Source organism: Micromonospora sp. NPDC049580, assembly GCF_040675595.1.
Lineage (GTDB): Bacteria > Actinomycetota > Actinomycetes > Mycobacteriales > Micromonosporaceae > Micromonospora.
Map to the genome: position 1 here is coordinate 1 of NZ_JBFAPG010000027.1, position 25,857 is coordinate 25,857.

Annotated in this window: 22 protein-coding genes and 1 pseudogene; 14 read left to right on the top strand and 9 right to left on the bottom strand. The window is 73.6% G+C overall.

Annotated elements, in window-relative coordinates; translation table 11 throughout:
• Positions 1-37: 37 nt before the first annotated feature.
• Positions 38-715 carry a Crp/Fnr family transcriptional regulator gene (locus AB0J68_RS04410; protein ID WP_007466162.1) on the bottom strand — a complete coding sequence of 226 codons (678 nt, stop codon included), beginning with the start codon at positions 713-715 and terminating at the stop codon, positions 38-40.
• A 143-nt stretch (positions 716-858) separates the two neighbouring features.
• Here AB0J68_RS04410 and AB0J68_RS04415 point away from each other — a divergent pair, with 143 nt between their 5' ends.
• From AB0J68_RS04415 to AB0J68_RS04440, 6 genes are all read left to right on the top strand, one after another.
• Positions 859-1,521: an adenosylcobinamide amidohydrolase gene (locus tag AB0J68_RS04415; protein ID WP_363936085.1), complete on the top strand. Its 663-nt coding sequence runs from the start codon at positions 859-861 to the stop codon at positions 1,519-1,521.
• 56 nt (positions 1,522-1,577) lie between these two features.
• Positions 1,578-2,756: a CapA family protein gene (locus tag AB0J68_RS04420; RefSeq protein WP_355064911.1), complete on the top strand. Its 1,179-nt coding sequence runs from the start codon at positions 1,578-1,580 to the stop codon at positions 2,754-2,756.
• A 41-nt stretch (positions 2,757-2,797) separates the two neighbouring features.
• On the top strand, positions 2,798-3,586 hold the full coding sequence (gene nth / locus AB0J68_RS04425; RefSeq protein ID WP_354860824.1) for an endonuclease III: 789 nt from the start codon (positions 2,798-2,800) through the stop codon (positions 3,584-3,586).
• Entirely contained in the window at positions 3,583-4,224 is a 642-nt protein-coding gene (locus AB0J68_RS04430) for a redoxin domain-containing protein (RefSeq protein ID WP_355064913.1), read from the top strand. Before nth ends, AB0J68_RS04430 begins: the two co-directional genes overlap by 4 nt.
• Complete coding sequence (locus AB0J68_RS04435; protein WP_354860821.1) at positions 4,221-4,913, top strand: CoA pyrophosphatase; 693 nt, start codon at positions 4,221-4,223, stop codon at positions 4,911-4,913. The genes AB0J68_RS04430 and AB0J68_RS04435 overlap by 4 nt, the downstream gene beginning before the upstream one ends.
• 64 nt (positions 4,914-4,977) lie before the next feature.
• A complete protein-coding gene (locus AB0J68_RS04440) occupies positions 4,978-6,156 on the top strand; it encodes a MarP family serine protease (RefSeq protein ID WP_354860820.1) in 1,179 nt (392 codons plus the stop codon).
• Positions 6,157-6,169: 13 nt separating this feature from the next.
• Here the strand turns inward: AB0J68_RS04440 and AB0J68_RS04445 are convergent, their stop codons facing one another.
• From AB0J68_RS04445 to eccCa, 4 genes are all read right to left on the bottom strand, one after another.
• Positions 6,170-6,865, bottom strand: coding sequence for a phosphatase PAP2 family protein (locus tag AB0J68_RS04445; RefSeq protein WP_354860819.1), 696 nt, complete (start codon positions 6,863-6,865; stop codon positions 6,170-6,172).
• A 37-nt stretch (positions 6,866-6,902) separates the two neighbouring features.
• The gene (locus AB0J68_RS04450) at positions 6,903-7,694 is read right to left on the bottom strand and encodes a phosphatase PAP2 family protein (RefSeq protein WP_363936089.1); all 792 of its coding nucleotides are present in this window, start codon (positions 7,692-7,694) and stop codon (positions 6,903-6,905) included.
• 52 nt (positions 7,695-7,746) lie between these two features.
• Complete coding sequence (gene mycP, locus AB0J68_RS04455) at positions 7,747-9,078, bottom strand: type VII secretion-associated serine protease mycosin (RefSeq protein ID WP_355064917.1); 1,332 nt, start codon at positions 9,076-9,078, stop codon at positions 7,747-7,749.
• A gap of 77 nt (positions 9,079-9,155) precedes the next feature.
• Positions 9,156-13,130 (bottom strand): type VII secretion protein EccCa, encoded by a 3,975-nt coding sequence (gene eccCa / locus AB0J68_RS04460; RefSeq protein ID WP_363936093.1) that lies wholly within the window; start codon positions 13,128-13,130, stop codon positions 9,156-9,158.
• A 101-nt stretch (positions 13,131-13,231) separates the two neighbouring features.
• Between eccCa and eccD the strand changes: the two genes are divergently transcribed.
• Positions 13,232-14,635 carry a type VII secretion integral membrane protein EccD gene (eccD, locus tag AB0J68_RS04465; protein WP_363936095.1) on the top strand — a complete coding sequence of 468 codons (1,404 nt, stop codon included), beginning with the start codon at positions 13,232-13,234 and terminating at the stop codon, positions 14,633-14,635.
• A gap of 31 nt (positions 14,636-14,666) precedes the next feature.
• On the opposite strand, the gene AB0J68_RS04470 is transcribed toward eccD, so the two are convergent.
• A complete protein-coding gene (locus AB0J68_RS04470; RefSeq protein WP_039907066.1) occupies positions 14,667-15,173 on the bottom strand; it encodes an inorganic diphosphatase in 507 nt (168 codons plus the stop codon).
• A gap of 601 nt (positions 15,174-15,774) precedes the next feature.
• On the opposite strand from AB0J68_RS04470, the gene dacB reads away from it, so the two are divergent.
• From dacB to tilS, 3 genes are all read left to right on the top strand, one after another.
• Positions 15,775-17,184, top strand: coding sequence for a D-alanyl-D-alanine carboxypeptidase/D-alanyl-D-alanine-endopeptidase (gene dacB, locus AB0J68_RS04475; protein ID WP_363936106.1), 1,410 nt, complete (start codon positions 15,775-15,777; stop codon positions 17,182-17,184).
• A gap of 103 nt (positions 17,185-17,287) precedes the next feature.
• On the top strand, positions 17,288-18,358 hold the full coding sequence (locus AB0J68_RS04480; protein ID WP_363936098.1) for a zinc-dependent metalloprotease: 1,071 nt from the start codon (positions 17,288-17,290) through the stop codon (positions 18,356-18,358).
• Between the two features lie 10 nt (positions 18,359-18,368).
• Positions 18,369-19,361 carry a tRNA lysidine(34) synthetase TilS gene (gene tilS / locus AB0J68_RS04485; RefSeq protein ID WP_363936099.1) on the top strand — a complete coding sequence of 331 codons (993 nt, stop codon included), beginning with the start codon at positions 18,369-18,371 and terminating at the stop codon, positions 19,359-19,361.
• On the opposite strand, the gene AB0J68_RS04490 is transcribed toward tilS, so the two are convergent.
• Entirely contained in the window at positions 19,348-20,328 is a 981-nt protein-coding gene (locus AB0J68_RS04490; RefSeq protein ID WP_363936101.1) for a helix-turn-helix domain-containing protein, read from the bottom strand. The two genes, tilS and AB0J68_RS04490, sit on opposite strands and share 14 nt — an antisense overlap.
• Positions 20,329-20,466: 138 nt before the next feature.
• Between AB0J68_RS04490 and AB0J68_RS04495 the strand changes: the two genes are divergently transcribed.
• The 4 genes from AB0J68_RS04495 (at position 20,467) to folE (ending at position 24,541) form a co-directional block, all read left to right on the top strand.
• Positions 20,467-20,616, top strand: coding sequence for a hypothetical protein (locus AB0J68_RS04495; RefSeq protein ID WP_234587421.1), 150 nt, complete (start codon positions 20,467-20,469; stop codon positions 20,614-20,616).
• A 100-nt stretch (positions 20,617-20,716) separates the two neighbouring features.
• Positions 20,717-21,292 (top strand): hypoxanthine phosphoribosyltransferase, encoded by a 576-nt coding sequence (gene hpt, locus AB0J68_RS04500; protein ID WP_354860805.1) that lies wholly within the window; start codon positions 20,717-20,719, stop codon positions 21,290-21,292.
• Between the two features lie 529 nt (positions 21,293-21,821).
• Positions 21,822-23,840 carry an ATP-dependent zinc metalloprotease FtsH gene (ftsH, locus tag AB0J68_RS04505; RefSeq protein ID WP_363936103.1) on the top strand — a complete coding sequence of 673 codons (2,019 nt, stop codon included), beginning with the start codon at positions 21,822-21,824 and terminating at the stop codon, positions 23,838-23,840.
• 35 nt (positions 23,841-23,875) lie between these two features.
• The gene (gene folE / locus AB0J68_RS04510) at positions 23,876-24,541 is read left to right on the top strand and encodes a GTP cyclohydrolase I FolE (RefSeq protein WP_354969228.1); all 666 of its coding nucleotides are present in this window, start codon (positions 23,876-23,878) and stop codon (positions 24,539-24,541) included.
• Positions 24,542-24,672: 131 nt separating this feature from the next.
• Here the strand turns inward: folE and AB0J68_RS04515 are convergent, their stop codons facing one another.
• Positions 24,673-25,374, bottom strand: a complete 702-nt coding sequence (locus AB0J68_RS04515) for a hypothetical protein (RefSeq protein WP_363936110.1) — start codon at positions 25,372-25,374, stop codon at positions 24,673-24,675.
• A gap of 46 nt (positions 25,375-25,420) precedes the next feature.
• Positions 25,421-25,857: pseudogene (locus AB0J68_RS04520) on the bottom strand (cell division protein FtsK); the annotation flags it as partial.

Sequence of the window (25,857 nt, forward strand, 5' to 3'; positions counted from 1 at the left end):
GCCGTCGGTGACGGCAGGCGGGGACGGGACGTACCGCTCAGACGCGGGCGCGGCGGGCGAGGCGCTCCGGGTCCAGGATGATGATGCTCTTGCCGTCCAGCCGCAGCCAGCCGCGCGAGGCGAAGTCGGCAAGCGCTTTGTTGACCGTCTCCCGGGAGGCGCCGACGAGCTGGGCGATCTCCTCCTGGGTGAGGTCGTGCGTCACGCGCAGCACGCCGCCATCGCGCGTGCCGAACCGGCCGGCCATCTGGAGCAGGTTCTTCGCGACCCGGCCCGGCACGTCCGTGAAGATCAGGTCGGCGAGCGAGTCGTTGGTCCGACGCAGCCGCCGGGCGAGCACCCGGAGCAGCTGCTCGGCGATCTCCGGGCGGTTGTTGAGCCACGGCCGCAGCGCCTGCTTGCGCAGCCGCACCAGCCGGGTGTCGGTCACCGCGGTGGCGGTCGCCGTACGCGGACCCGGGTCGAAGAGCGACAGCTCACCGACCATGTCCGACGGCCCCATCACCGCGATCAGGTTCTGCCGGCCGTCCGCCGCCCGGCGGCCGACCTTGATCTTCCCGGACAGCAGGATATAGAGGCTGTCGCCGGGCTCGCCCTCATTGAAGACGATCTCGCCCTTGCGGACCTCGATCGTCTCCATCTCCTTGGCAAGCGCCTCGGCAGCTTCCGGGTCGACACCCTGGAAGATCCCGCTGCGGGCCAGTACCTCATCCATCGCGCACCTCCGGTTGCGCGTGCCGTCCGTCGGCCGGGGCCGCCGTCCGCTGATCCCCTCGCGCGCCGCCAAGTCTAGGCGCACGTGAGCATGAATCAGAGGTCGCCCCTGGAATCTTGATCGGTGGGCGTAACCTGCCCGACGTGCTGAGCGACCCGACTCCGACCAGCCGCGCCGAGGACGGGCGGCAGATTCCGCTGCTCGTCTGGCGGGCCGACGGGCCCTTACGAGCGGTCAGCAGCGGCCCGCTCGGCGGTGGAATCGGCGTCCGGCACTGGGTGCTGAACGCGACCGTACCCATGTCGTACGACCGGGACGACCCCGCCGCCCACCTGACCGCGCTCGCCGCGGACCTGGCCCTCGACGGGCCCGGAGTGGGCCTGCTGACCGGCGTCGACGTGACCGAGGTGGTCGCCCGGACCGACACCGGGGTGCGGGCCTGGGCGACGGTCGGGCTCGGCACCCCGGTGCCCGCCGCCGCGCCGGAACCGGCCGCGCTCGCCCAGCGGGTGGGCACGGTCAACATCGTGGTGTACGTGCCGGCCCGGCTCGCCGACTCGGCGCTCGTCAACGCCGTCGCCACCGCCACCGAGGCGAAGACCCAGGCGATCGTCGAGCTGGGGTTGCCCGGGACCGGCACCCCCACCGACGCGGTCACCGTGCTCTGTCCGGTGGACGGGCCGGAGGTCGCGTACGGCGGCCCGCGCTCCACCTGGGGCGCCCCGCTGGCCCGAGCCGTGCACGCCGCAGTGCGCGCGGGCGGTGACCGGCCGGTCGTTCCCTGGTCAGACCGGCTGACCGGCTGAACTTCCGACCGATCGGCCCTCGTCGGCGCGTTACGGGGCCGGTAGGGTCGCGGGCGATGTACGCTTCCGCCCCCCTCGCGCCCCGCCCGTTCCGTCGCGTCGCCCTCGGCCTCGCGGCGCTGCTGGCCGCCCTGCTCGTCGCCGGCTGTGCCGACAGCGGGGAGGCCCCGGTGTGGCAGCCCGGCGCCGGTGGTGGTGGCACCGGAGCGCCGGTGACCACGTCCGGCCCGAAGGCGAGCGGCGGCGCCGCAACCTCCGGCGGGGGTGGCGCCATCTCGCTCTCCGCCACCGGCGACATCATCATGGGCAACGCGCCGAGCCGGCTCCCCGCCGCCGGCGGCAAGGGCTTCTTCGACTCGGTCAAGCAGGCGCTCAAGGCCGACCTGGTGATGGGCAACCTGGAGGAGCCGCTGACGGTGGACACCGGCGCCGGCAAGTGCGGGGCCAACTCCACCCGCTGCTACCAGTTCCGGGCCCCACCGGAGTACGCCGCGCACCTGCGCGACGCCGGCTTCAAGGTGCTCAACCAGGCCAACAACCACGGCTACGACTACGGGCCGAAGGGCTACGAGAACACGCAGAAGGCGCTGGAGAAGTACGACCTGGAGCACACCGGCGCCCCGGACGAGATCACCGTGGTCGACGTCAAGGGCGTCAAGGTTGCCGTGGTGGGTTTCTCGTCGTACGTCTGGTCCAACAGCCTGGTTGACATCGCCAAGGCCAAGACGGTGGTCGCCAAGGCGGCCACCATGGCCGACCTGGTCGTGGTGCAGGTGCACATGGGCGGCGAGGGCGCGGACCAGACCCGGGTGAAACCCGGCACCGAGATATTCCTGGGTGAGAACCGGGGGGACCCGGTGAAGTTCTCGCACGCCATGATCGACGCGGGCGCGGATCTGATCGTCGGGCACGGGCCGCACGTGCTGCGCGGCATGGAGTTCTATCAGGGGCGTCTGATCGCGTACAGCCTGGGCAACTTCGCCGGCGGTAGCAACACGTTGATCAATACCGGCCGGCTCGGCTGGGGCGGGGTGCTGAAGGTGTCGCTCAAGCCGGACGGCAGTTGGGCCGGCGGCACGTTCACCTCGACGTACATGAACTCCACCGGCAAGCCGACGATGGACCCGGACGACCGCGGCCTGGGCCTGGTCACCGAGCTGAGCCGCGCCGACTTCCCGAAGGGTGGGGCCCGGTTCGACGGGCAGGGCAGGATCACCGCGCCGACGGCCGGTTGACCCGAGCAGGAACGTCCGGGGCGCGACGTAGGCTGACCGTCGTGACCAGTAGCCCTCCCGGTGCCAGCGAGACCGATCTCGGGCGCAAACGTCGTGCCCGCAAGATCGGCCGGGTGCTGGCCGAGACGCACCCCGACGCGCACTGTGAGCTGGACCACTCCAACGCCCTGGAGCTGGCCGTCGCCACCATCCTCTCGGCGCAGTGCACCGACAAGAAGGTCAACGAGGTCACCCCGAAGCTCTTCGCCCGCTACCCGAGCGCCGCCGCGTACGCCGGGGCCGACCGGGGCGAGATGGAGGAGCTGATCCGGCCCACCGGCTTTTACCGCAACAAGACCGATTCGCTGCTCAAGCTCGGGCAGGCCCTCCTCGACCGGTACGACGGTCAGGTCCCCGGCCGGCTCGTCGACCTGGTGACGCTTCCCGGGATCGGCCGCAAGACCGCCAACGTCATTCTCGGCAACGCCTTCGACGTCCCCGGGATCACGGTCGACACGCACTTCCAGCGGCTGGTGCACCGGTGGCGGCTGACCACCGAAACCGACCCGGTCAAGATCGAGCACGCGATCGGCGCGCTGTACGACAAGCGCGACTGGACCATGCTGTCGCACCGGATCATCTTCCACGGGCGACGGGTCTGCCATGCCCGCAAGCCCGCCTGCGGGGCGTGCACGCTCGCCAAGCTCTGCCCCTCGTACGGCACCGGCCCGACCGAGCCGGCTGCCGCAGCCAAGCTGCTCAAGGGCCCTCGGGCGCGTGACCTCGCGGTGGCCGCCGGGGTCGATCCGGAGCTGGTGCCCGCGCAGGCGGTCGCCGCGGAGGTGCCGTGAACCGGCGCCTCGCTCTGCTCGTCCTGCCGCTGCTACTGGTCGTTGCCGGTTGCACCGGCAGCCCGGCCGACGACCCCGCACCACGGCCGGCCGCCGCCGAACGGCCGTCGCCCTTCCGTGACTGCGCCGGGCTGGGCACGCCCCCCACGGCCGCGTCGCCCGGCGCCGGCACGACGGCCCCCGCCACGCCCGGCACGTCGACGGCGCCCGGCGGGCAGGAGTTGCCGGAGCTGACCCTCGCCTGCTTCACCGGCGGCGCCCCCGTCGCTCTGCGCGACGTGGCCGGGCCAGCCGTGATCAATGTGTGGGCCTCCTGGTGCGGGCCGTGCCGCAAGGAACTGCCCGCCTTCCAGCGGCTCAGCGAGCGCGCCGCCGGGCGACTCCAGGTGGTCGGGGTCAACACCCGGGACAGCCGGGGCGGCGCCCAGTCCATCGGCGAGGACTTCGGCGTACGGTTCCCGATCCTGGTGGACCAGGGCGACGCGCTGCAACGGGAACTGAAGCGCAACGCCTTCCCGCTGACCCTCTTCGTCGACGCGCAGGGCCGCATCCGGCACATCGACGCCACCGGGGCTCTCGACGACGCGCAGATCGCCAAGCTGGTCCGCCAGCATCTCGGCCTGACGGTGCCAGCATGATCCGCCGACCGCCCGAGTGGATCGAGCCGTTGCTGACCCGGCTGGGCACCGCCCGTGCCGAGGACTTCACCCGGCTGACCACCCCCGCCGAGGGCGGCCGGGAGAGCGCCGTGCTGGTGCTGCTCGGTGAGCAGCCCGGAACCGGCCCCGACGTGCTGGTCCTGCAACGGGCCGCCACCCTGCGCAACCACGCCGGTCAGCCGGCCTTCCCGGGCGGGGCGGCCGACCCGGAGGACGCCGACGTCCGGGCCACCGCGCTCCGCGAGGCGAACGAGGAGGTCGACCTCGACCCGGCCAGCGTCACCGTGCTGGCCGAACTGCCGAAGTTGTGGATCCCGGTCAGCGACTTCGTGGTCACCCCCGTGCTGGCCTGGTGGCACGACCCGCACCCGGTGCACCCGCGGGAGCCCGCCGAGGTGGCGCACGTGGCGCGACTGCCGGTCCGCGAGCTGGTCGACCCGGCCAACCGGCTGCGGGTCCGCCATCCCAGCGGCTGGGAGGGGCCGGCGTTCTCGGCGCGCGGCATGCTCGTCTGGGGCTTCACCGCCGGGGTGCTGGCGGCCCTGCTGGAGATGGGTGGCTGGGCCCGCCCGTGGTCGCCCGGCCGGCTGGTCGAGCTGCCGCCCACGGGGGCCACTCCCGCGCCGTCGGCCGGCACCGAAGAGGTCGACGAGACCGCCCTACGCTGACCACGCGGTCACCTTCCGCAAGCGGTGGTCATCCGGTAGGCGCGCTGCCCGTACGCTGGACCCCGTGTCCGTCGTGGATCTCGTCCTGCTGCTGCTCATGCTCGTGTTCGCGATCAGCGGATACCGCCAGGGTTTCGTCATCGGCATCACGTCGCTGTCCGGTTTCTTCCTGGGACTGCTGCTCGGCCTGCAACTCGGGCCGCTGTTCGCCAGGCAGTTCGTCGACGCCGGCACCCGGGTGCTGATCTCACTGGTGGCGATCTTCGGGTTGGCCGTGATCGGGCAGGCGCTCGCCGGCTGGCTCGGCTCGCACCTGCGCAAGACGATCACCAGCGACGTGGGTCGGCGGGTCGACGACATCGGCGGGGCGTTCGTCTCACTGTTCGCGGTGCTCCTGCTGGCCTGGCTCGTCGCCGTACCGCTCGGGTCGTCGTCGGTGCCCTGGCTCGCCGCCGCGGTGCGCAACAGCGCGCTGATCACCGTGGTGAACGGGGTGCTGCCGGAGGAGGCGCACCGGCTCTCCACCGCTCTGGAGGACACCGTCGACACCGACGGGTTCCCGGACGTCTTCGGTGGTCTCGCGCCCACCCGGGCCCGGCAGGTCGACCCGCCCGACCCGGCGCTGGCCGGCTCCCAGCTGGTGGTCAACGGTCAGCGCTCGGTGGTCAAGGTGCTCGGCTCCGCGCCCAGCTGTTCGCGCCGCATCGAGGGCTCCGGCTTCGTGTACGCCGACGACCGGGTCATGACCAACGCCCACGTGGTCGCCGGCACCCGATCGGTGGCGGTGGAGCTGGGCGGGGAGCGGTACGACGGTCAGGTGGTGGTCTACGACCCGAATCGCGACCTGGCGGTGCTGCTGGTGCCGGGGCTGCCCGGCCCGTCGCTGCGGTTCGCCGCCGGCAACGCGGGCAGCGGCTCGGACGCCATCGTGCTCGGCTTCCCGCTCGATGGCCCGTACAACGCGCAGTCGGCGCGGGTTCGGGACGTCGACCGGATCAAGGGGCCGGACATCTACTCCTCCGGCGACGTCACCCGGGAGATCTACACCATCCGGGCTCTGGTGCGTAGCGGCAACTCCGGTGGGCCGCTGCTCTCCGCCAACGGCCTGGTGCTCGGCGTGATCTTCGCGGCGGCGGCGGACGACCCCAACACCGGGTTCGCGGTGACCGCCGCCGAGGCCCGGCCGGTGGCGCTGGCCGGCGCCGAGCGCAACCGGGCCGTCGCCACCGGCGAGTGCACCTGAGCGTCGCGCCGGATCAGGTCCGGGCCGGTGCGGCGAGCGGCAGCTTGGTCCGCCCCCAGCGCAGTCCCCGGTCCAGCACCGCCCGGGCCATGATCGCGACGCAGGCGCCGCCGTTGAGGAAGGACGCCACCACGTCGCTCGGGTGGTGCATCCCCCGGTACATGCGGGTCAGCGCCACACCCACCGGCACCATCAGCAGCAGCGTCCACCAGGCGACCTTCGCTCCGGTGCTGCGCGCCCGCAGGGCCATCAGCACCGCGATACCGACGTAGAGCGCCACCGCCGCCGAGGTGTGCCCGGACGGGAAGCTCGACGTGGGCGGCGAGACATCCATGTGCTCCACCGCCGGCCGCTGCCGGTCGATCACCATCGTGGTGAGCAGGAACACCAGCGCCTGGGCGGTCACCGCCGCGCACAGGAACAGGGGCTCCCGCCAGCGCTTCAGCCAGAGCCGCAGCGCCAGCGCCACCAGCACGGTGACCACGACGATCATCTGGGTGCTGGCCAGCGTGCTGAACACCAGCGAGACGTCGTTCCAGCCGCCGGTGCGGTCACCCGCGAACTCCCGATTCACCGCGTCCTCGACGGTGAACGGCCAGGTCCGGGCGAACACGCGGGTGACCAGCACCCCGAGCAGCACCATGAAACCGAACAGGAGGGACACCGGCAGCAGCACCCGCCGGACGATCTGGACCACGGTGTCGGACATGAGCGGGCCAGTACCCGGTCGGCGTCGTCGTCACGCCTCAGGTCTTGTCCGGCTGCCGCTCGACCTCGGGCGCGACGCCGTCGCGGACCGGCCGGACCGGTCGGAGGCCGGTGTGCGCCCGCCAACTGGTGAACGCGGCGGTGGTCGCCGCGACCACCGCCACGCCGAGCAGCCAACCGCCGAGCACGTCGCTGGTGAAGTGCACACCGAGCGCGACCCTACTCACCCCGGTCACCACGGTGAGCAGCAGCGCGGCGACCCAGAGCGCGACCCGCGAGGTCCAGCGTCGGACGTACGGCAGGAACACCAGCAGCAGCACCCCGGCGGCCAGGGTGGCGTTCAGCGCGTGCCCGGAGGGGAACGAGTAGCCGGCGGCCCGCGCCACCGGATCGAGCAGCTCCGGCCGGTCCCGGCCGACGAGCAACTTGAGCAGCGGACCCATCAACCCGCCGACCACCATCGTCGTGGTCACCCAGAGGGCCAGCCGCCGAGCCTGCCGGCGCAGCAGCCAGATCACCACGAGCAGGGCCACGACCCGCAGCGGCATGGGCGCGAACACCGCACTCCAGACCTCCATCAGCGCGACCCAGGCCGGGTGGTCCACCGCGTGGTCGTGCAGCGCGTCGGTGATCGTCGTGTCCAGCCGGTGCAGCGGCGCCCACGCACCGAGCACCAGCAGCGCGAGCAGGGCGAACGGCACCAGCACCAGGAACGCCGCCGTCGCCGCCAGGGTCAGCCGCAGACCCAACGAGTGGTCCGGGTCGAGGCGGCGGCGCCGCCAGGACGGGCGCCGGGTGGTGTCGAGGCTACGGGGGGCGGGCGTGCTCATGCGGACGGTTCTACCCCACCCGCCGGGCAATCAGACCTGCCGTCAGCGGCGCTCAGCGAGCGCGCTGACGGAACCGGCGCACCATCAGCGCCGCGCCGGTCACCAGGGCGGCGAAGAGCACAACCCCGGTCCACAGTTGCTCCGGCGCGGATTCGTCCGGCACGCCCGCCGGCCGGGCCGTCCACCCCGTCTGCTGCCGTGGAGCGGTGAAACCGAGCGGGTCGCTGCCGGCGCCGCTGACCGGGCCGTTGTCGCCCGAACCGGGGGCCGGACCGAAGCCGACCACGCCCGGCGAGGTCAGATCGTCCAGCGGATTGGCGGTGACCGGGGGAACGTCCGCGGTCAGCGCCGCCACCGGGTCGACCACCCCGTACCCGAAGCGGTCGTCCCGGCCGGTCGGGCCGAGGTCACGGGCGGTGGCCAGCAACCGGTTGACCACCTCGCCGGCGGGCATGTCCGGAAAGCGGGACCGGACCAGCGCGGCGGTGGCGGCCACCAACGGCGCGGCGAAGCTGGTGCCCTGCACCCGCCAGTACCCGTCGGCCGGGCGGGCGCCGACCAGGTTGGTGGCGGGGGCGGTGAGCACGGTCGCCCGGCCGGTGATCGACCCGGACCACAGGTTGTCGCTGCTGCGCTCCAGCCCGGCGACCGCGATCACGCCCGGCTCGCGAGCCGGGTACCAGACCTTGGAGTCGGTCGACGTGGCCAGGTTGCCGGTGCAGGCGACCACCACCACGTCCCGGGCGAACGCGTAGTCCAGAGCCGCGGCCAGGGCGGGGCTGTCCCCGCTGCCGCCCAGCGACAGGTTGATCACCCGGGCGCCGTTGTCGACCGCCCAGCGGACACCCTTCGCGACGATCAGGGCGTCGTCGTACTTGTTGCGCTCGTCCAGCACGCGGACCGGGAGGATCCGGGAATCCGGCGCCAGGCCGACCACGCCCCGCTTGTCGTCGTTACGCCCGGCGATCAGGCCCGCGACAGTGGTGCCGTGACCGACCGGATCCGGCCCGGCGCCGCCGGCGGGCCCGACCAGGTCGAGGCCGGGCAGCACCTGGCCGGCCAGGTCGGGATGGTTGGCGTCCACACCGGAGTCGACCACCGCCACGGTCACCCCCCGGCCGGTCGAGGTGCGCCAGGCCGTGTCGGCCCGCAACTCGTCGAGCTGCCACTGCTCGTCACGGACCTGGTCGGTGCGGGCGACGCTGTCACCGGGGGCGAGCGCCACCGACGCGCCGGCGAGTTGCCCGCCGCTGCTGGGCGCGGCGACGGGTGCGGCGGTCGGGACCGCGACAGCGAGCATCGCCGCCACACCGAGCAGCGCCCGGCCGGCCCGCCGGGCCACTGCCGGACCGCTGTGCCGAACCCCTGTCACATCCCCAGCCATTCAATCCGACGACGGAACCACGACGATCGGAGATTACCGGTTTCCCCACCCGTCACGGGAGGAACTACCGAGACAGGTCATGGTGGCGGCAGATGTGCGAGCTGAACGAGGCGTACGCCCTCCCGCCGGGTGACGAGCCGACCACGGCCCGCCGGCAGCGGCCCGGGCCGCACCGGGCCGACGAGCGCACCCTCCTCGGGGCTGCCCGCCATCACCAGCCCGGCGGTGGAGAGCTCCCGCAGCCGCTGCACGATCGGCTCGTACTGGGACCGTCCCGCACCTCCGGAGCGGCGGGCCAGCACCAGGTGCAGCCCGACGTCGCGGGCGTGCGGCAGATGCTCCTCCAGGGCCCGCAACGGGTTCGCCGGCCCCGCCGCCACCAGGTCGTAGTCGTCGACCAGCACGAACAGCTCCGGCCCCGACCACCAGGAGCGGTCCCGCAACTGCTGCGGGGTGACCTCCGGCCCGGGAGCCCGCCGCTCCAGGTATCCGGCGGCCGACTCGACCAGGTCGGCGGTGTGCGCGGCGGCGGTGCCGTACCCGATGAGGTGCGGCGTCTCGATGGCGCCGAGCAGGCTGCGCCGGTAGTCGACCAGGATCACCCGGGCCTCCTCCGGCGTGAACCGGGTGGTGATCGAGGCGGCCAGCGCCCGCAGGAACGTCGACTTGCCGCACTCCGCGTCCCCGAAGACCACGAAGTGCGGCTCGCTCGCGAAGTCGAGCAGCACCGGCCGCAGGTCCGCCTCGGCGATCCCGATCGGCAGCCGCAGCCCGGTCGTCGCGGCGAGATCCAGGTCGGCGTACGGCAGCACCGGCGGGAGGAGCCGGACCCGGGGCGCCGCCGGGCCGGCCCAGCTGTCGGCGATCCGTTTGACGAGGTCGGCGGTGCCCGCGCCCGGGGCGGCGAGCTGCGGGAGCGCGGTGAGGAAGTGCAGGCTCTCCGCCGTCACCCCCCGGCCGGGGCGCTCCGGCACGTTCGCCGCCGCCCGGCGGGCCACCAGGGAGTCGGCCGGGTCGCCGAGGCGCAGCTCCAACCGGGAGCCGAACAGGTCCCGGATCGCCGGGCGGAAATCCAGCCAGCGCAGCGCCGTGGCGACCACGTGCACCCCGTACGACAGACCCCGGGTGGCCAGGTCGGTGACCAGCGGTTCCAGGTCGTCGTACTCGCCGCGGACGGTGCTCCAGCCGTCGATCACCAGAAACACGTCGCCGAACGGGTCGGCGCCCGGCTGGCTGGTCGTTCCCGCCGCGGCACGACGCTGCCGGTACACGGCCATCGACTCCACGCCCAGCTCGGCGAATCGGCGCTCCCGCTCGGCCAGCAGGGTCGTCATCTCGCCGACCGTGCGCCGCACGGCGGTCGGATCGGCGCGGCCGGCCACGCCGCCCACATGCGGCAGATCGCGCAGCGCCGCGAGGCCACCGCCGCCGAAGTCGAGACAGTAGACCTGCGCCTCGGCCGGGGTGTGGGTGAGCGCCAACGCGCAGATCAGCGTGCGCAGCGCGGTGGACTTGCCGCTCTGCGGCGCACCGACCACCGCGACGTGCCCGGCCGCGCCGTCCAGGGTCAGCCAGAGCAGGTCCCGGCGCTGCTCCAACGGCCGGTCCACCACCGCCACCGGCACACCCAGCGCGCCGTGCAGCTCGGGGTTGCCCACGGTGAGCCCGCGCGCCGGGTCCACCTCGACGGGGCCCAACAGCTCGTCCAGGGCCGGTGGCTCACCGAGCGGCGGAAGCCACACCTGGTGGGCGGGCGGACCCTGCCCGACGAGCCGATCGACCAGCAGGTCGAGCAGGGTCTCCCGGTCGCTCTCGTCCTCGGCCGCCATGGTCAGGGCCGGGGTGGCCGGCTCGGGCAGCGGCACGGCGTGGGTGGTGAACGTGAGCAGGCGGGCGCCGCCGCCGGCAGTGGCACCCGCCGTCGCGGCCCGGCGGCGCACCGTTCCGGAGACGTACGCGGCCTTGAAACGGGCCAGCGGATCGGTGCCGGCCCGCAGGTAGCCGTGGCCCGGCGAGCGGGGCAGCTCGTGCGCGTCCGGCACGCCGAGCACCGTCCGGGACTCCAGCGCGGAGAAGGTGCGCAACCCGATCCGGTACGACAGGTGGGTGTCGAGCCCGCGCAGCCGGCCCTCCTCCAGGCGCTGGCTGGCGAGCAGCAGGTGCACGCCCAGCGACCGGCCCAGTCGGCCGATCTGCACGAACAGGTCGATGAAGTCGGGTTTGGCGGAGAGCAGTTCGGAGAACTCGTCGCAGATCAGCAGCAGCGACGGGAGCGGGGCGAGCGGGCTGCCGGCGGCGCGGGCCCGCTCGTAGTCGCGCACGCTGGCGAAGTTGCCGGCGCGGCGCAACAGCTCCTGCCGGCGGACCAGCTCCCCGTTGATCGCGTCGACCATCCGGTCGACCAGGGGCAGCGCGTCGGCCAGGTTGGTGATCACGGCGGCGGTGTGCGGCAGCCGGTCGAACGGCGCGAAGGTGGCGCCGCCCTTGAAGTCGACCAGGACGAAGTTGAGCTGCTCGCTGCTGTGCGTCGCCGCCAACCCCAGCACCAGCGTGCGGAGCAGCTCGGACTTGCCGGACCCGGTGGCCCCGATGAGCAGGCCGTGCGGGCCCATCCCGTCCTGGGCGGACTCCTTGAGGTCCAGCTCGATGGCGCCGCCGTCGACACCCACCCCGATCGGCACCCGCAGCCGGTCCCGGGCCGAGCGCGGCGCCCAGCCCTGCTCGGCCGTGAAGCTCTCCGGATCGCCGAGGCCGAGCAGCTCCGGCAGGCCCAGCTCGACCTGGAGCGGGGCGTCCGGGCCGCGGGCCGTGCCGGCCAGCCGCAGCGGCGCCAACCGCCGGGCGACCGCCTCGGCGTCGGCGAGGTCGAGGTGGTCGGCGGTGCCCACCTCCGCGTGCCCCTGGACCGACCACGAGTGCAGCCGCCGGCCGCGCAGCTCCAACAGCAGCGCGTACCGGTCGAGCAGGCGGGGCGGCGGAGTGTCCAGGTCCAGCACGGTGACCGCGTCGATGCCGCCGTCGCCGGTCAGGTCGGTGGCACCGGTCAGGTCACCGCCGTCGAGGACCACCACCACGTGCGGGCCGTCAGTGGCCGGTCCGGCCGGGCTGAACCGGGACCGGCTGGCCAGCACGTCACCGAGCAGCCGTTCCAGCTCCGCGGCCGACGAGGTCACCAGCCGCACCGGCCCGAGCGCGTCCGTGCGAGAGGGATGGTGCGCGTGCGGGAGCCACTTCACCCACTCCCAGTCCGCCCGGCGTTCCGGGCCGGCGCAGACCGCGATCAGCAGCTCGTCGGGGGCGTGGAACACGGCCAACTGGGTCAGCACCGCCCGGGCCAGGGCCTGGGCGGCCGGGTCGCCGGTGGGCGGCCCACCGCTGGCCGGGCCACCGGCGGCGGTCCGCACGTGCACCCGGGCGAAGCTGCGCAGCGACAGGGCCACCGGCAGCTCCGGCACCACGGAGTACGCGTCCAGAAAGCGGCGCAGCGCGCCGGCGGTCATCGGCTCCAGCTCCTCGAGCGGTCGGGTGACCGGCCCGACGAGCGGGGTGGCCAGGGTCTGCGGCCCGACGGCGACGCGTACCACAGCGAAGTCCGGGTCGGCGGGGCGGCGTTCCCAGACCCGGCGGCTGTCCACCGTCGACCACAGCCGACCCGGGTCGGGGTGTCGGTAGTAGAGCCCGGCCCGCTGCTGCCCGGCGGTCTGCCGGACCCGGCGGCGCAGCGTGGCCAGGTGGCGCAGGTACTCCCGGCGGGCCGCCATCATCTCCGACTTCTTCGGGGTGCCCGAGGCGCTGCCCCAGGAGGTGACCAGCATCGCCAGCGACGAGAGCCCGAACATCCCGCCCACCACGTACGAGTAGGCGCCGCCGCCCCGGCCGAACATCATCGCCATCGCCACCGTGCCGCCGAGCATGGGCAGCACCATCAGCATCTGCTGCCACCGTCCGCCGGCCACCGCGGGGATCTCCGGCGGCGCCTCGACGGGCAGCTCGCCAACGGGGATCTCCGGCGCCGGCCGACGCGGCGGGCGCTTGATGACGACTGTGGACACTCGGCCTCCTGACAGCGCTGGGTAACCCGAGCCTGGCTCATCGTAGGTAAAGTCCTGTCGTCCGTGCAGCCTCCGATCCCCCTCGATATGGAGATCACTCGATGACAACCGGGCTGGCCCGCGTCACCATCAGCGCGCCGCAACGGCGGGTCGACGTCGCACTGCCGGAGCAGGTGCCCTTGGCCGAGTTGCTGCCCGACGTGCTCCGACACGCCGGCGAGGGCCTGGCCGACGACGGCGAGCGGCACGGCGGCTGGGTGCTGCGTCGTACCGACGGGGCGCTGCTGGCGACGGCGCAGGCGCTGCTGCCGCAGGGGGTCCGCGACGGTGAGGTGCTGCACCTGGTGCCGGCCCGCGCCCACTGGCCCGAGTTGGAGTACGACGACGTGGTGGAGGCGATCGCCGACGGCGCCCGCCGACGGGGTGGGGCCTGGTCACCGGACGCCACCCGGGTCGCCGGCCTGGCCGGTGCCGCCGTGCCGCTCGCCGTCGGGCTGTTCGCCCTGCTCGCCGGTGGTCCGACGCTGCCCAGCGGCTGGTTCGCGGCGGCGGTGGTGGCGCTGCTGCTCACCGTGGCCGGCGCGGTCGCCTCCCGCGCCAACGGCGACGGCGCCGCCGGGGCGACGCTCGGCGGCTACGCCCTGCCGTACGCCTTCGTGGCCGGCGCCCTGGCGATCGGCTCCGGTGATCCGGTCGGCCCGCTCGGGCCGATGCGCTGGGTCGGCGCACCCGAGCTGCTCACCGGCTCGGTGGCGTTGCTCCTGGTGGCGCTGGTAGGTCTGCTCGGGGTGGCCAGCCGACTGCGGGTCTTCGTGGCCGGCGTCACGGTCGGTCTGCTCGGTGCCGGCGCGGCGCTCGGCGCGCTGCTGCTGACCCCGGCGGGCACGGCGGCGGTGCTGCTCAGCGCGCTGGTCTTCGCCCTCGGGGCGATCCCGCTGCTCGCCATCCGGTTGGGCAAGTTGCCGTTGCCGCCGATCACCCTGCCGGCCGCCGCGTCGGCTGCCGAGCCGGAGCGCCCCCGGGACCTGCCGGACCGGGGTCGGGTGCACGCGGCAGTCACCCGCACCGAGGAGGTGTTGACCGGGATGCTGCTCGGGCACGCCGTGCTGGCGGTGGGCGCGGCGGTCGTCCTCGGCGTGGCCGGTGGGACGGCCGGGCCGGTGCTGGTGGCGGTGGTCTCGGCCGTGCTGCTGCTGCGGTCGCGGCTGTTCGTGGCACTGCGGCACCGGGTGCCGACGGTGCTCGCCGGACTCGCCGGCTACGCGGTGCTGGGTGCGGTGCTGGTCGACCGGGCCGACGGCACCGGCCGGTTGGCGCTGGTCCTCGGTGGCGCGGCGCTGGGCCTGGTGACCGTGGCCGCCGGCACCGGGTACGCCCGGCGCGCGGTCTCGCCGTACCTCGGAAGGGTCGCGGACCTCACCGACACGGCCCTGGTGGTCGCCGTGGTGCCGGTCGCCTGCGCGGTGCTCGATCTGTACGACCGGGCCCGGGGGCTGCTCGGTTGAGCGGCTCCCGGGCCCGGTCGGTAAGCGTTCGTCAGTGGGTGGACTCGCCGCGCGCCTCGGCGTCGCGGGCCCGCTGGTAGGAGGCCCGGATCTCGGCCTCGGCCTCGGTGCGGCCGACCCAGGTCGCGCCCTCGACCGACTTGCCGGGCTCCAGGTCCTTGTAGACCTCGAAGAAGTGCTGGATCTCCAGGCGGTCGAACTCGCCCAGGTGGTGGATGTCGCGCAGGTGCTCCTGGCGGGGGTCCTCGTAGGGCACGCAGAGGACCTTGTCGTCGCCGCCCTTCTCGTCGGTCATCCGGAACATGCCGATGGTCCGGCAGCGGATGAGGCAGCCCGGGAAGGTCGGTTCGGGGACCAGCACCAGCGCGTCCAGCGGGTCGCCGTCCTCGCCCAGCGTCTCCTCGATGAACCCGTAGTCGGCCGGGTACTGGGTGGACGTGAACAGGGTGCGGTCCAGCCGGATCCGGCCGGTCTTGTGGTCCACCTCGTACTTGTTCCGGTGACCTTTGGGGATCTCAACCGTCACGTCGAAATCCATCTGCACGCTCCCTCGTCTGCCCACGCTGGCTAACGGAACCACTGGTGGCGCCCTCCGGACAGGTGAATGCCCACCCGCCGACTCCGGCCACCGCATAGTCTTCGGACCGAAGTAGTGTCACCCAAGCCGATTTTCGCTGGGGGAGGAGGGGGTCGTGGGGAGGGAAGATTCACACTACCGCCCGGACGGGGGCGCCGCGCGTGGTACCGGGCGATCCGGCTCCGGCGGCGCCACCGGGCGGGTCCCGGTGCCCGACGCCCACCTTCCCCGGGCGCCCGAGGAGTCGGCGCCGGAGCGGCCTCCGCCGCTGCCGTGGCACCCGTCGGAGGCGAATTCCGCCGGGCCGAACAGCGGACGCTTCCCGGTCCTGGGCGGTGGAAACCATCCCACGAGCGCCCCGCCGAGCGGCGCACACCCGACCAGTCCCGCCCCGACCAGTCCGGCCGGGGGTGGCGCGCCGTCCGGTGACGGCCCCACTGTCCGCATTCCGACCGGCGTACCGCCGCTGGGCCCGCCGATCTCCGCGTTGCCGGCGACGGCCGACGCCGAGCCGCCGGTAGCGCCCTCCACGCCGCCGACCTCGCCGCGCCGCCGGGGGCGGCTGGTGGCCGTGCTGGCAGTGGTGTTGCTGCTGGTGCTGACCGGTGTCGGCGTCGTGGTGACCCGGCCCGGCCCGGTCGCCGGCTGGTTGGGCGAGGATGCGGCGTCCGCGCCGACCGCCGCCGGCCCCGCCCCGGAACCCGCTCCGGCGGACGTGCTGGACGGGCCCGACCCGAACGCCCCGCTGCCCGCGCCCGACGGCGTACGGGCCGCGCTGGACCCGTTGGTCGGTGTCCCCGCCCTGGGCGACCGCGTGAACGTCTCGGTGGCCGACGTGACCACCGGTCAGACGCTGTTCGCCAAGGGTGCGGACGACGGGACGGTGCCCGCCTCGGTGACGAAGCTGGCGACCGCGGTGACCGTGTTGGCCGCCCGTGGGCCCGGGTACCGGATCCCCACCCGGGCGGTGGCCGGCGCCAAGCCCGGCGAGGTGGTGATCGTCGGGGGCGGCGACCCCACGCTCGCGGTGGACAAGAAGGGCTACTACCCCGGGGCGGCACGCCTGGACGACCTGGCCGCGCAGGTGCGCACCGCGCTCGGCGGCACGGCCCCGACCAGCGTCACCGTCGACGGCACGATCTACTCCGGCCCGGTGTACGGCCCCGGCTGGGACGACGACATCCCGACCGGCGGGTACGGCGGCGCGGTGACCGCGCTGATGACCGACGGTGCGCGCAAGGACCCGGGTGCCGAGGCCGGTGGCGCCGAGCGGGTCGCCGAGCCGGACCTCGCTGCCGGCCGGTCGTTCGCCCAACTGCTCGGCGTCCCGGCCAGCACCGTCAAGCGGGGCACCGCCCCGGCCCTGGCGACCGCCGCCGGTGGCACCCCGCCTCCCGGTACGGAGCTGGGCGTGGTGCAGTCGCCGCCGTTGATCCGGCTGGTCGACATCATGATCAGCGAGAGTGACAACCTGCTGGCCGAGGCGCTGGCCCGCCAGGTGGCGCTGGCCCGCAGCCAGACGGCGTCGTTCGACGGTGCCGCCGCCGCGATGGACGCCGAGGTGGCGGCGCTGGGCCTGCCCGCCGAGGAGATCACTCTCTCCGACGGCAGTGGCCTGTCCCGCCGTAACCGGATCAGCCCGTCACTGCTCACCGACCTGATCCGGCTGGCCGCGAGCCCGGACCACCCGGAGCTGGCCGGCGTCTTCGGCGGTCTGCCGGTGGGCGGCTGGTCCGGCACGCTGGGCGACCGGTACCGGGGCGCTCCCGGCACCGCCGGCGGGGCGGGCGCCGTCCGCGCCAAGACCGGCACCCTGACCGGGGTGCACGCCATCGCCGGCCTGGTCACCACCGCCGACGGCCGACTGCTCACGTTCGCGGTGCTCACCGACAGGGTGCCCGGTGGGACGGACACCGCCCAACCGGCGCTGGACCGCATCGCCGCCGCGCTGGCCGGCTGCGGTTGCCGCTGACGAGCGTCGGGGCGGGGTTTCCGGCCGGCGCCGGGCCCGCGACCGGCGTCGATCGCCGACGCGAGCCCGGGCCGGGGTGTCGCGACGCGGGTACGGTGGGTTCATGGCGCAGTTCGTGGACTGGGATCTGGCCGCCGCGACCGCGGGGGCGTTGAGCAAGTCGGGCCCCCGGGTGTCGTACTCGGAGGCCACCGACGTGGTCGGCGACCTGCGTCGGCTGACCGACGAGGCGGCCGGGCACGTGGCCGACTACACGGGGCTGCGGGCGCAGGTGGCACACCCGCCGGTGCGGGTCGTCGACCGCCGGGACTGGGCGGCCACCAACATCGCCGGGCTGCGTGAGGTGATCACTCCGCTGGTCGGTCGGCTGTCCGGCGACAAGCAACCCGGCGCGCTCACCGAGGCGATCGGGTCCCGGCTGACCGGGGTGCAGGCCGGCACCGTGCTGGCCTACCTCTCCGGCCGGGTGCTCGGCCAGTACGAGGTCTTCTCCGCCGACCCGGGCCAACTGCTGCTGGTGGCGCCCAACATCGTCGAGGTGGAGCGCAAGCTCGGCGCCGACCCCCGGGACTTCCGGCTCTGGGTCTGCCTGCACGAGGTCACCCACCGGACGCAGTTCACCGCCGTGCCATGGATGCGGGCCTACTTCCTCAGCGAGGTGCAGGCGTTCGTCGACGCCTCGTCCAGCGGCGGCGAGCACCTCGTCGAGCGGCTGCGGCGCGGGGTGGCGACGCTGTCCGAGGCGGTCCGCGACCCGGAGAGCCGGACGAGCGTGCTCGACATTGTCCAGACCCCGGCGCAGCGGGCCGTCCTCGACCGGCTCACCGCGCTGATGACCCTGCTGGAGGGGCACGCCGAGTTCGTGATGGACGGAGTCGGCCCGCAGGTGATCCCGAGCGTGGAGCGGATCCGGGCGTCGTTCAACCGCCGGCGCGAGGCGGGTAACCCGTTGGAGAAGGCGATCCGCCGGCTGCTCGGGGTGGACGTCAAGATGCGCCAGTACGCCGAGGGCCGCAAGTTCGTGCACGGCGTGGTCGAGCGGGTCGGCATGGAGGGCTTCAACTCGATCTTCAACTCGCCGCTCACCCTGCCCCGGCTGTCCGAGTTGGGCGACCCGGACGCCTGGGTGGCGCGGGTGCACGGCCCGGCCGGCACCGTACCGGCCGCTGGCTGACCGTCCGTCGATGGGCGCGCTCGCGCCGCCGGTGGCCGCGATCCGGGTGGCGGTCCGCCGCGCGCTGACTCACCTGCCGTCCGGCGGCCCGGTGCTGGTCGCCTGTTCCGGTGGCGCCGACTCACTCGCCCTGGCGGCGGCCACCGTGTTCGTGGCGCCCCGCCTGGGCCGGACCGCCGGCCTGGTGACCGTCGACCACGGCCTGCAGGCCGGCTCGGCGAAGCGCGCGGAGGCGGTGGCCGGCTGGGCCCGAGAGGCCGGGTTCGCGCCGGTGGTGGCGGTGCGGGTGCGGGTGGCCGGGCGTCCGGGTGGCCCGGAGGCGGCGGCCCGGGAGGCCCGCTACGAGGCGTTGACCGAGGCGGCTCGGCAGCACGAGGCGGTCGCGGTGCTCACCGGGCACACCCGCGACGACCAGGCGGAGACCGTGCTGCTCGCGCTCGCCCGGGGCGCCGGTCCACGCGGGCTGGCCGGGATGCCCAGCCGGCGGGAGCTGGCCGGGGTGCCGCTGCTGCGCCCGCTTCTGGAGATCGGTCGGGAGCAGACCCGCGCCGCCTGTGCCGCGCTTGGTCTCAGCGCGTGGCAGGACCCGCACAACACCGACCCGTCGTACGCCCGCTCCCGGGTGCGGGCCGACGTGCTGCCGGCGTTGGTGCGGGCGCTCGGGCCGGGCGTGGTGGACAACCTGGCGCGTACCGCCCGACTGGTGGCGGCGGACAACGCCGCCCTCGACGAGACGGCGGCGACGGCGCTGGCGGCGGCCCGGCACCCCGCCGGTGGGCTCGCGGTGCCGGAGCTGGCCGGTCTGACCGCCGCCGTACGCGGTCGGGTGCTGCACGCCTGGGCGCGGGAGCTGGGCGCGGTGCCCGGGGCGCTGTCGCACCGGCACGTCGCCGCTCTGGACGCCCTGGTCACCGACTGGCACGGTCAGGGTCCCACCGACCTGCCCGGGGGTGTCCGCGTACTCCGTCGTGGCGACCGGCTGACGGCCCTCAGCTCGGGCTGAGAGCCCCGGCGCCGTCCGTCCGGTCCCGGAAGGTGGTCCGGTAGCTGTGCGGGGTGGCGCCGACCCGGCGGCTGAAGTGGTGGCGCAGCGCGGCCGCGTCGCTGAAGCCGGCCTGGTCGGCGACGGCCTCCACGCTCAACGGGGTCTCCTCCAGCAGCCGTCGGGCGAGCAGCACCCGCTGGTTGGTGAGCCAGTCGTGCGGCGTGGTGCCGGTCTCGGCGCGGAACCGGCGGGCGAACGTGCGCGGGGCCATGCCGGCGCGGGCGGCCAGCTCCTCCACCGTGATCGTCCGGTCCAGGTGCCCCATCAGCCACTCCAGCACCGGCTCCAGGGTCGGCGCCTCGGGGGCCCGGGGGATGGGCGCCTCGACGTACTGCGACTGGCCGCCGTCGCGGTGTGGCGGGACCACCATCCGCCGGGCCAGCCGGGTCGCCGTGGCCGAGCCGTGCACCTGGCGGATCAGGTGCAGGCAGGCGTCGATGCCGGCCGCCGTGCCGGCGCTGGTGAGCAGCCGACCGTCCTGGACGTACAGCGAGTTGCAGCGCACCCGGGCGCGGGGATGCCGGCGTTGCAGCTCGTCGACGTAGCGCCAGTGGGTGGTGCACTCCCGGTCGTCCAGCAGGCCCGCCGCACCGAGCAGGAAGGCGCCGGAGCAGACGCTGAACAGGTGCGCGCCGCGCGCGTCGGCCCGGCGCAGCGCGTCGAGCACCGGGTCGGGAATGACGGTGCCCGCGCTGTGCGCGGGGACGGCCACCAGGTCGGCCTCCTCCAGCGGGCCGAGGTCGGCGTTCGGGGTGAGGTGGAAGCCGGCGGACGTCCGGACCGCAGCGCCGTCGGGGCTGCACACGTCGAAGCGGTACGCGGGGAAGCCGTCGGCCGTCCGGTCGGTGCCGAACACCTCGGCCAGCACACCGAGCTCGAAGGGAGCGACCTGGTCGAGGGCGAGGACGGCGACGGATCGGAGCATGTGACGAGGGTAACCCGAGAGGTGGCAGTAAATCGATGCCCAGTGGCATCTCTGCCACTGTCCGGCCGGCGGGAGTCGGCGCAGACTGGTCTCAGTCCGGTGCGCACCGGCGGCGAAACCGACAGCAACCATGCGAAAGTGAGCGCCGCCATGGAGTTCCTGCTCTTCCTCCTGTTCCTCGTCCTGCTCGTCGCCGCCTCGGCGGCCGGCCTCACCGCGGACAGCCACGACTCGGCCGACTGGAAGCCCAGCGAGGACGGCCGCCGCTGGCGGTCTCGCACCAGCTGATGCGTTTGATGCCCTTTGCGCCGAAGATCCCCGGCGGGCCCCCACCACAAGGTGCGGCCCCGCCGACGGAGGCCATCCGACGTACGGCAGGCTAGGAGTCATGGCTGACGGCTCCTGGTACGACGCCGACATCGACCACGTGATCATCTCCGAGGCGCAGATCCGCGAGAAGACAGCGGAGCTGGCCAAGCAGGTCTCCGCCGACTACGCCCACGTGGGCGACGGACTGCTGCTGGTCTGCGTGCTCAAGGGCGCGGTGATGTTCATGGCGGACTTCGCCCGGGCGTTGGGCCGCAACGGCCCCCCGGCCGAACTCGACTTCATGGCCATCTCCTCCTACGGCCAGGGCACCACCTCCTCCGGAGTGGTCCGCATCCTCAAGGACCTCGACCGGGACATCGCCGGCCGGCACGTCGTGGTCGTGGAGGACATCGTCGACTCCGGCCTGACGCTCTCCTGGCTGCTGCGCTACCTGGAGTCGCGCTCGGCGGCGAGCGTCGAGGTGGTCGCGCTCTTCCGCAAGCCGGAGGCGGTCAAGGTGCCGGTGGCCGTGAAGTACGTCGGCTTCGACATCCCCACCGAGTTCGTGGTCGGGTACGGCCTCGATTTCGCCGAGCGGTACCGGGAGCTGCCCTACGTCGGGGTGCTCAAGCCCGAGGTCTACGCCCGGTCCTGACGCCGACCGACCGTCCCGACGGGTCGCGCCCGGCGGCGTGAGAGCAACTCGCATCGGTATTCGTCAAGCCGACGTTCAGCGGGCTCCCAGCTGTTCCGGTTACCGTGGAGCCCGGTGGCGCGGAGGCAACTCCGTGCCCGGCTCCTCGACCGCGTGACCGGGCGTGCGGGTGGCCGGGCTGGATTCCCCGCCACGCCGGTTCTTGCCCGGACCCGCCGTACGTCCTGGTGCGGGGCTGGCGAGGCCGCTCACGGAGCCCGTCGTCGATGGCGACGGAGAACCGAGGGCGGGGCTCGCGGGCTCACTCCTCGCGTACACGGGGCCTTCGATTGATACACCACTGCGGGGCTCGCAAGCTCACTCCTCGCGTACACGGTGTACCGTCGAATGACCGCGGCGCGGCAGTTTTCGCGCCTCGGGGTCGAGGCCGGCCCGCACGGCGGCTCCGACGCCGCCCAGGGCGGCGACACCATCAGACGGTCAGGACGTCGATCAGGAGGATGCGGGCGCTCCGGCGCTCGACAACAGTATGGAACGTACGCGTTTCTTCCGCCGACCGGTGGTCTGGATCATCCTGGTCATCCTCGGCGCCGTTGTGCTCAGTCAGCTGTTCACCGCTGGTCCCAGCTACCACCGCGTGGACACTTCCGTTGCGCTCGACCAGCTCCACACCGCCCAGATCAACAAGGTCGTCTTCCAGGACAAGGAGCAGACGCTCCAGCTGGACCTGAAGAACAAGACCAAGTTCGGTGAGACCAACACCGACCGGATCGAGGCCCAGTTCCCGTACCAGGCTGGGGACGAGATCTGGAACCAGGTGCTGGACGCCAAGGCGGCCAACCGGGTCACCGGCCCGGCCGACGCCAAGGTCTCGTCGGACAGCATCTGGGTGAGCCTGCTGGTCAACCTGCTGCCGATCGCGCTGCTCGTGCTCCTGCTGCTGTTCTTCATGTCGCAGATGCAGGGCGGCGGCTCCCGGGTGCTCAACTTCGGCAAGTCCAAGGCGAAGATGATCACCAAGGACACTCCGAAGACGACCTTCGCGGACGTCGCGGGTGCCGAGGAGGCCGTCGAAGAGCTGTACGAGATCAAGGACTTCCTGCAGAACCCTGCGAAGTACCAGGCCCTGGGCGCCAAGATCCCGAAGGGCGTGCTGCTGTTCGGCCCGCCCGGCACCGGCAAGACGCTGCTGGCCCGCGCGGTCGCCGGCGAGGCCGGGGTGCCCTTCTACTCCATCTCCGGCTCCGACTTCGTCGAGATGTTCGTCGGTGTCGGCGCCAGCCGGGTCCGCGACCTGTTCGAGCAGGCCAAGACCAACGCCCCGGCGATCGTCTTCGTCGACGAGATCGACGCTGTCGGCCGGCACCGTGGCGCCGGCATGGGCGGCGGCCACGACGAGCGCGAGCAGACGCTCAACCAGCTGCTCGTCGAGATGGACGGCTTCGACACCAAGGGCGGGGTCATCCTGATCGCGGCCACCAACCGACCGGACATCCTCGACCCGGCGCTGCTGCGCCCGGGCCGGTTCGACCGGCAGATCCCGGTGGACGCCCCCGACATGGAGGGCCGCAAGGCCATCCTGCGGGTGCACGCCAAGGGCAAGCCGTTCACCCCCGACGTCGACCTCGACGCGGTGGCGCGACGCACCCCGGGCTTCAGCGGTGCCGACCTGGCCAACGTCATCAACGAGTCGGCCCTGCTCACCGCTCGTAAGGAGCAGCGGGCGATCAGCAACGACTCGCTCGAAGAGTCGATTGACCGGGTGGTCGCGGGTCCGCAGCGACGGACGCGGGTCATGAGCGACAACGAAAAGAAGATCACCGCGTACCACGAGGGTGGGCACGCGCTGGTCGCCTGGGCGCTGCCGCACGCCGCGCCGGTGCACAAGGTGACGATCCTGTCCCGTGGCCGCTCGCTGGGCCACACCCTGGTGCTGCCGACCGAGGACAAGTACACCCAGACCCGTGCCGAGATGATCGACACCCTGGCGTACGCCCTGGGCGGCCGGGCCGCTGAGGAGCTGGTCTTCCACGAGCCCACCACCGGTGCCGGCAACGACATCGAGAAGGCCACCCAACTGGCCCGCGCGATGATCACCCAGTACGGCATGAGCTCCAAGCTCGGCGCGATCAAGTACGGCACCAGCGGCGACGAGCCGTTCCTCGGCCGCAACATGGGCCACGAACGGGACTACTCGGACTCGGTGGCCGCCGAGATCGACGGCGAGATGCGGGCACTTGTCGAGCTGGCGCACGACGAGGCCTGGGAGATCCTGGTGGAATACCGGGACGTCCTGGACAACATCGTGCTCGAGCTGATGGAGAAGGAAACCCTCTCCACGGCCGACATGGCGCGGATCTGCTCCCGGGTGGTCAAGCGCCCGCCGCTGGCACCGTACAACGGCTTCGGCAAGCGCCAGCCCTCCACCGAGCCGCCCGTGCTCACCCCTGCGGAGAAGGACAAGCTCAAGGCGCAGGCCCAGGCCGACGGCGCGCAGGCGTCCGTTGGTGGCGGCTCGCCGTCCAACAACTCGGACGGTACGCACTGAGCGACGACCCGACGGCCAGCTCCCCTCACCGGGAGCTGGCCGTTTCCGCGACCGAACCCGACGGCGACGACGGGCTGGACTACGTTGCCGCCCGGCTGATCAGCGGCCGGTTGACCGGGCGCCCGATCGAGGACGCAGTCGACCTCGGCCGGATCGAGAAGGCGGTCCGGGAGATCCTGATCGCGGTCGGCGAGGACCCGGACCGCGACGGGCTTCAGCAGACTCCGGCCCGGGTGGCCCGCGCGTACGCCGAGCTCTTCGCCGGCCTGCGCGTCGACCCGGCCCAGGTGCTCAGCACCACCTTCGAGGCCAACCACGAAGAGCTGGTGATCGTCCGGGACATCGACGTGATGAGCCTCTGTGAGCACCACCTGCTGCCGTTCCGCGGCAGCGCGCACATCGGCTACATCCCCGGCCCGGACGGGCGGATCACCGGCCTGTCCAAGCTGGCCCGCCTCGTGGAGGTCTTCGCCCGCCGACCCCAGGTGCAGGAGCGGCTCACCTCGCAGGTCGCCGACCTGCTGATGAGCAAGCTCGCCCCGCGTGGCGTCGTCGTCGTGCTCGAATGCGAGCACATGTGCATGGCGATGCGTGGCATCCAGAAGTCCGGTGCCAAGACCATCACGTCGGCGGTGCGCGGCGTCCTGCAGTCCGACTCCAAGTCGCGGGCCGAGGCGATGGCGCTGATCATTCCCCGCTGACCTCCCGGACGCGACAACGGCCGTCCGCCCCCTTCCGGGACGGCCGGCTGTCGCGTCTTGAGGGTGGCCGGCCGTCGCGTCTGCGGGGTGGTCCGCTCGTCAGCCGGTCAGCCGGTCAGCCGGTCAGCCGGTCAGCCGGCCAGCAGGGCCAGGAGCAGGCCGGCCGTGACCAGCACCGCCGGCACCAGGCAGACCAGCGCACCGAGGCGCACCGTCCGGTCCAGCCGCTCGTCGGGGCTCGCCTGGAACAGCCGACCGACACCCACCCAGCCGACGACGAAGGCGACCGCCGGCATCGGAAGGCCGCCGATCAGGGCCGTCACGCTGGCCGGGCCCGTACCCGTCGTCGCGTACACGATGACCTGGATCAGCGGCACCAGCAGCGCCAACGGCCCGTACACCAGGAGGTTGCGGGCCCGCGTGGGCCAGGAGGCCGGTCGGAGGCCGCGACGCGCGGCCAACGCCGCGTCCGCGGCCTCGGCCCGACCCCGCGCGGCCCGCAGCGCCGCCAGTACTGCGGCCGGGCCGCCGACCATCGACCGGGCCGCCTCGGTCAGCTCCGGCGGCGACGGCACCAGCGAGATCGCCGGTACGCCTCGCTCCCGCAGCCGCTCCTGCTGACTCGCCAGCCCGGCACGCACGACCGTCAGTTCCTCCCGGGCGGCCTCCGCCGAGCGGGCCTGCTCACCGGCGGCGGCAGCCGCGCCGCGCCGGACCGCATCCAGTTGCCGCGCCGCCGCCAGGTACTCGGCCCAGCCGCTGACGGGTTCCACGGCCGCCGGCGTGCCATCGCCGTCCGCCCCGGCGGTCCGCTGCCGCCCCGGCCCGGTCACCGTAACGTTCGACCCCACACCGACACCTCCCGCGTGCACCGCCCGCTCACCCCACCTTGTCGGCGAACGGCACCAGGACCGTGCCCCGCTCGTCCGGACCGTCCCACAGCGCCGCCCGGTCCGGGTGTGCCCGCCACTGGACCGGCCGGCCGAAGACGGCGGCGAGCTGCGCCGCCGGCACGTCCAGCACCACGACGGCGGCGAGCTTGTCGACCTCGCCGTCCGGCTCCAGCAGCGCGGCGAACGGCGGCACCGCCCGCCACCAGCCCAGCAGGTGCCGGCCCGCCGGCGGCCCGTCCCGCAGCAGCGCGCGCAACCGGTCGGCCGGCAACTCCCGTGGCCCGGGCCGATCCAACCCGAAGACCACCAGGTACGTCGGCAGCTCCCCATCGGTGTCCGCGAGCAGCGTCGGCACGTCCACCAGGCACGCCGGATGGCGGGCGGCCAGCTCGGCCGTCAACGCCTCCGCCAGGGGGCGTGCCC

What these genes read in the sequence shown, in the direction of transcription:
- AB0J68_RS04480 (WP_363936098.1), top strand. Translation starts at nt 17,288, where the DNA reads ATGGCGCAGTTCGTGGACTGGGATCTGGCCGCCGCGACCGCGGGGGCG.
- ftsH (WP_363936103.1), top strand. Translation starts at nt 21,822, where the DNA reads ATGGAACGTACGCGTTTCTTCCGCCGACCGGTGGTCTGGATCATCCTG.
- mycP (WP_355064917.1), bottom strand. Translation starts at nt 9,078, where the DNA reads ATGGCTGGGGATGTGACAGGGGTTCGGCACAGCGGTCCGGCAGTGGCC.
- AB0J68_RS04410 (WP_007466162.1), bottom strand. Translation starts at nt 715, where the DNA reads ATGGATGAGGTACTGGCCCGCAGCGGGATCTTCCAGGGTGTCGACCCG.
- AB0J68_RS04445 (WP_354860819.1), bottom strand. Translation starts at nt 6,865, where the DNA reads ATGTCCGACACCGTGGTCCAGATCGTCCGGCGGGTGCTGCTGCCGGTG.
- hpt (WP_354860805.1), top strand. Translation starts at nt 20,717, where the DNA reads ATGGCTGACGGCTCCTGGTACGACGCCGACATCGACCACGTGATCATC.
- AB0J68_RS04470 (WP_039907066.1), bottom strand. Translation starts at nt 15,173, where the DNA reads ATGGATTTCGACGTGACGGTTGAGATCCCCAAAGGTCACCGGAACAAG.
- AB0J68_RS04435 (WP_354860821.1), top strand. Translation starts at nt 4,221, where the DNA reads ATGATCCGCCGACCGCCCGAGTGGATCGAGCCGTTGCTGACCCGGCTG.
- AB0J68_RS04490 (WP_363936101.1), bottom strand. Translation starts at nt 20,328, where the DNA reads ATGCTCCGATCCGTCGCCGTCCTCGCCCTCGACCAGGTCGCTCCCTTC.
- eccD (WP_363936095.1), top strand. Translation starts at nt 13,232, where the DNA reads ATGACAACCGGGCTGGCCCGCGTCACCATCAGCGCGCCGCAACGGCGG.
- AB0J68_RS04420 (WP_355064911.1), top strand. Translation starts at nt 1,578, where the DNA reads ATGTACGCTTCCGCCCCCCTCGCGCCCCGCCCGTTCCGTCGCGTCGCC.
- AB0J68_RS04450 (WP_363936089.1), bottom strand. Translation starts at nt 7,694, where the DNA reads ATGAGCACGCCCGCCCCCCGTAGCCTCGACACCACCCGGCGCCCGTCC.
- tilS (WP_363936099.1), top strand. Translation starts at nt 18,369, where the DNA reads ATGGGCGCGCTCGCGCCGCCGGTGGCCGCGATCCGGGTGGCGGTCCGC.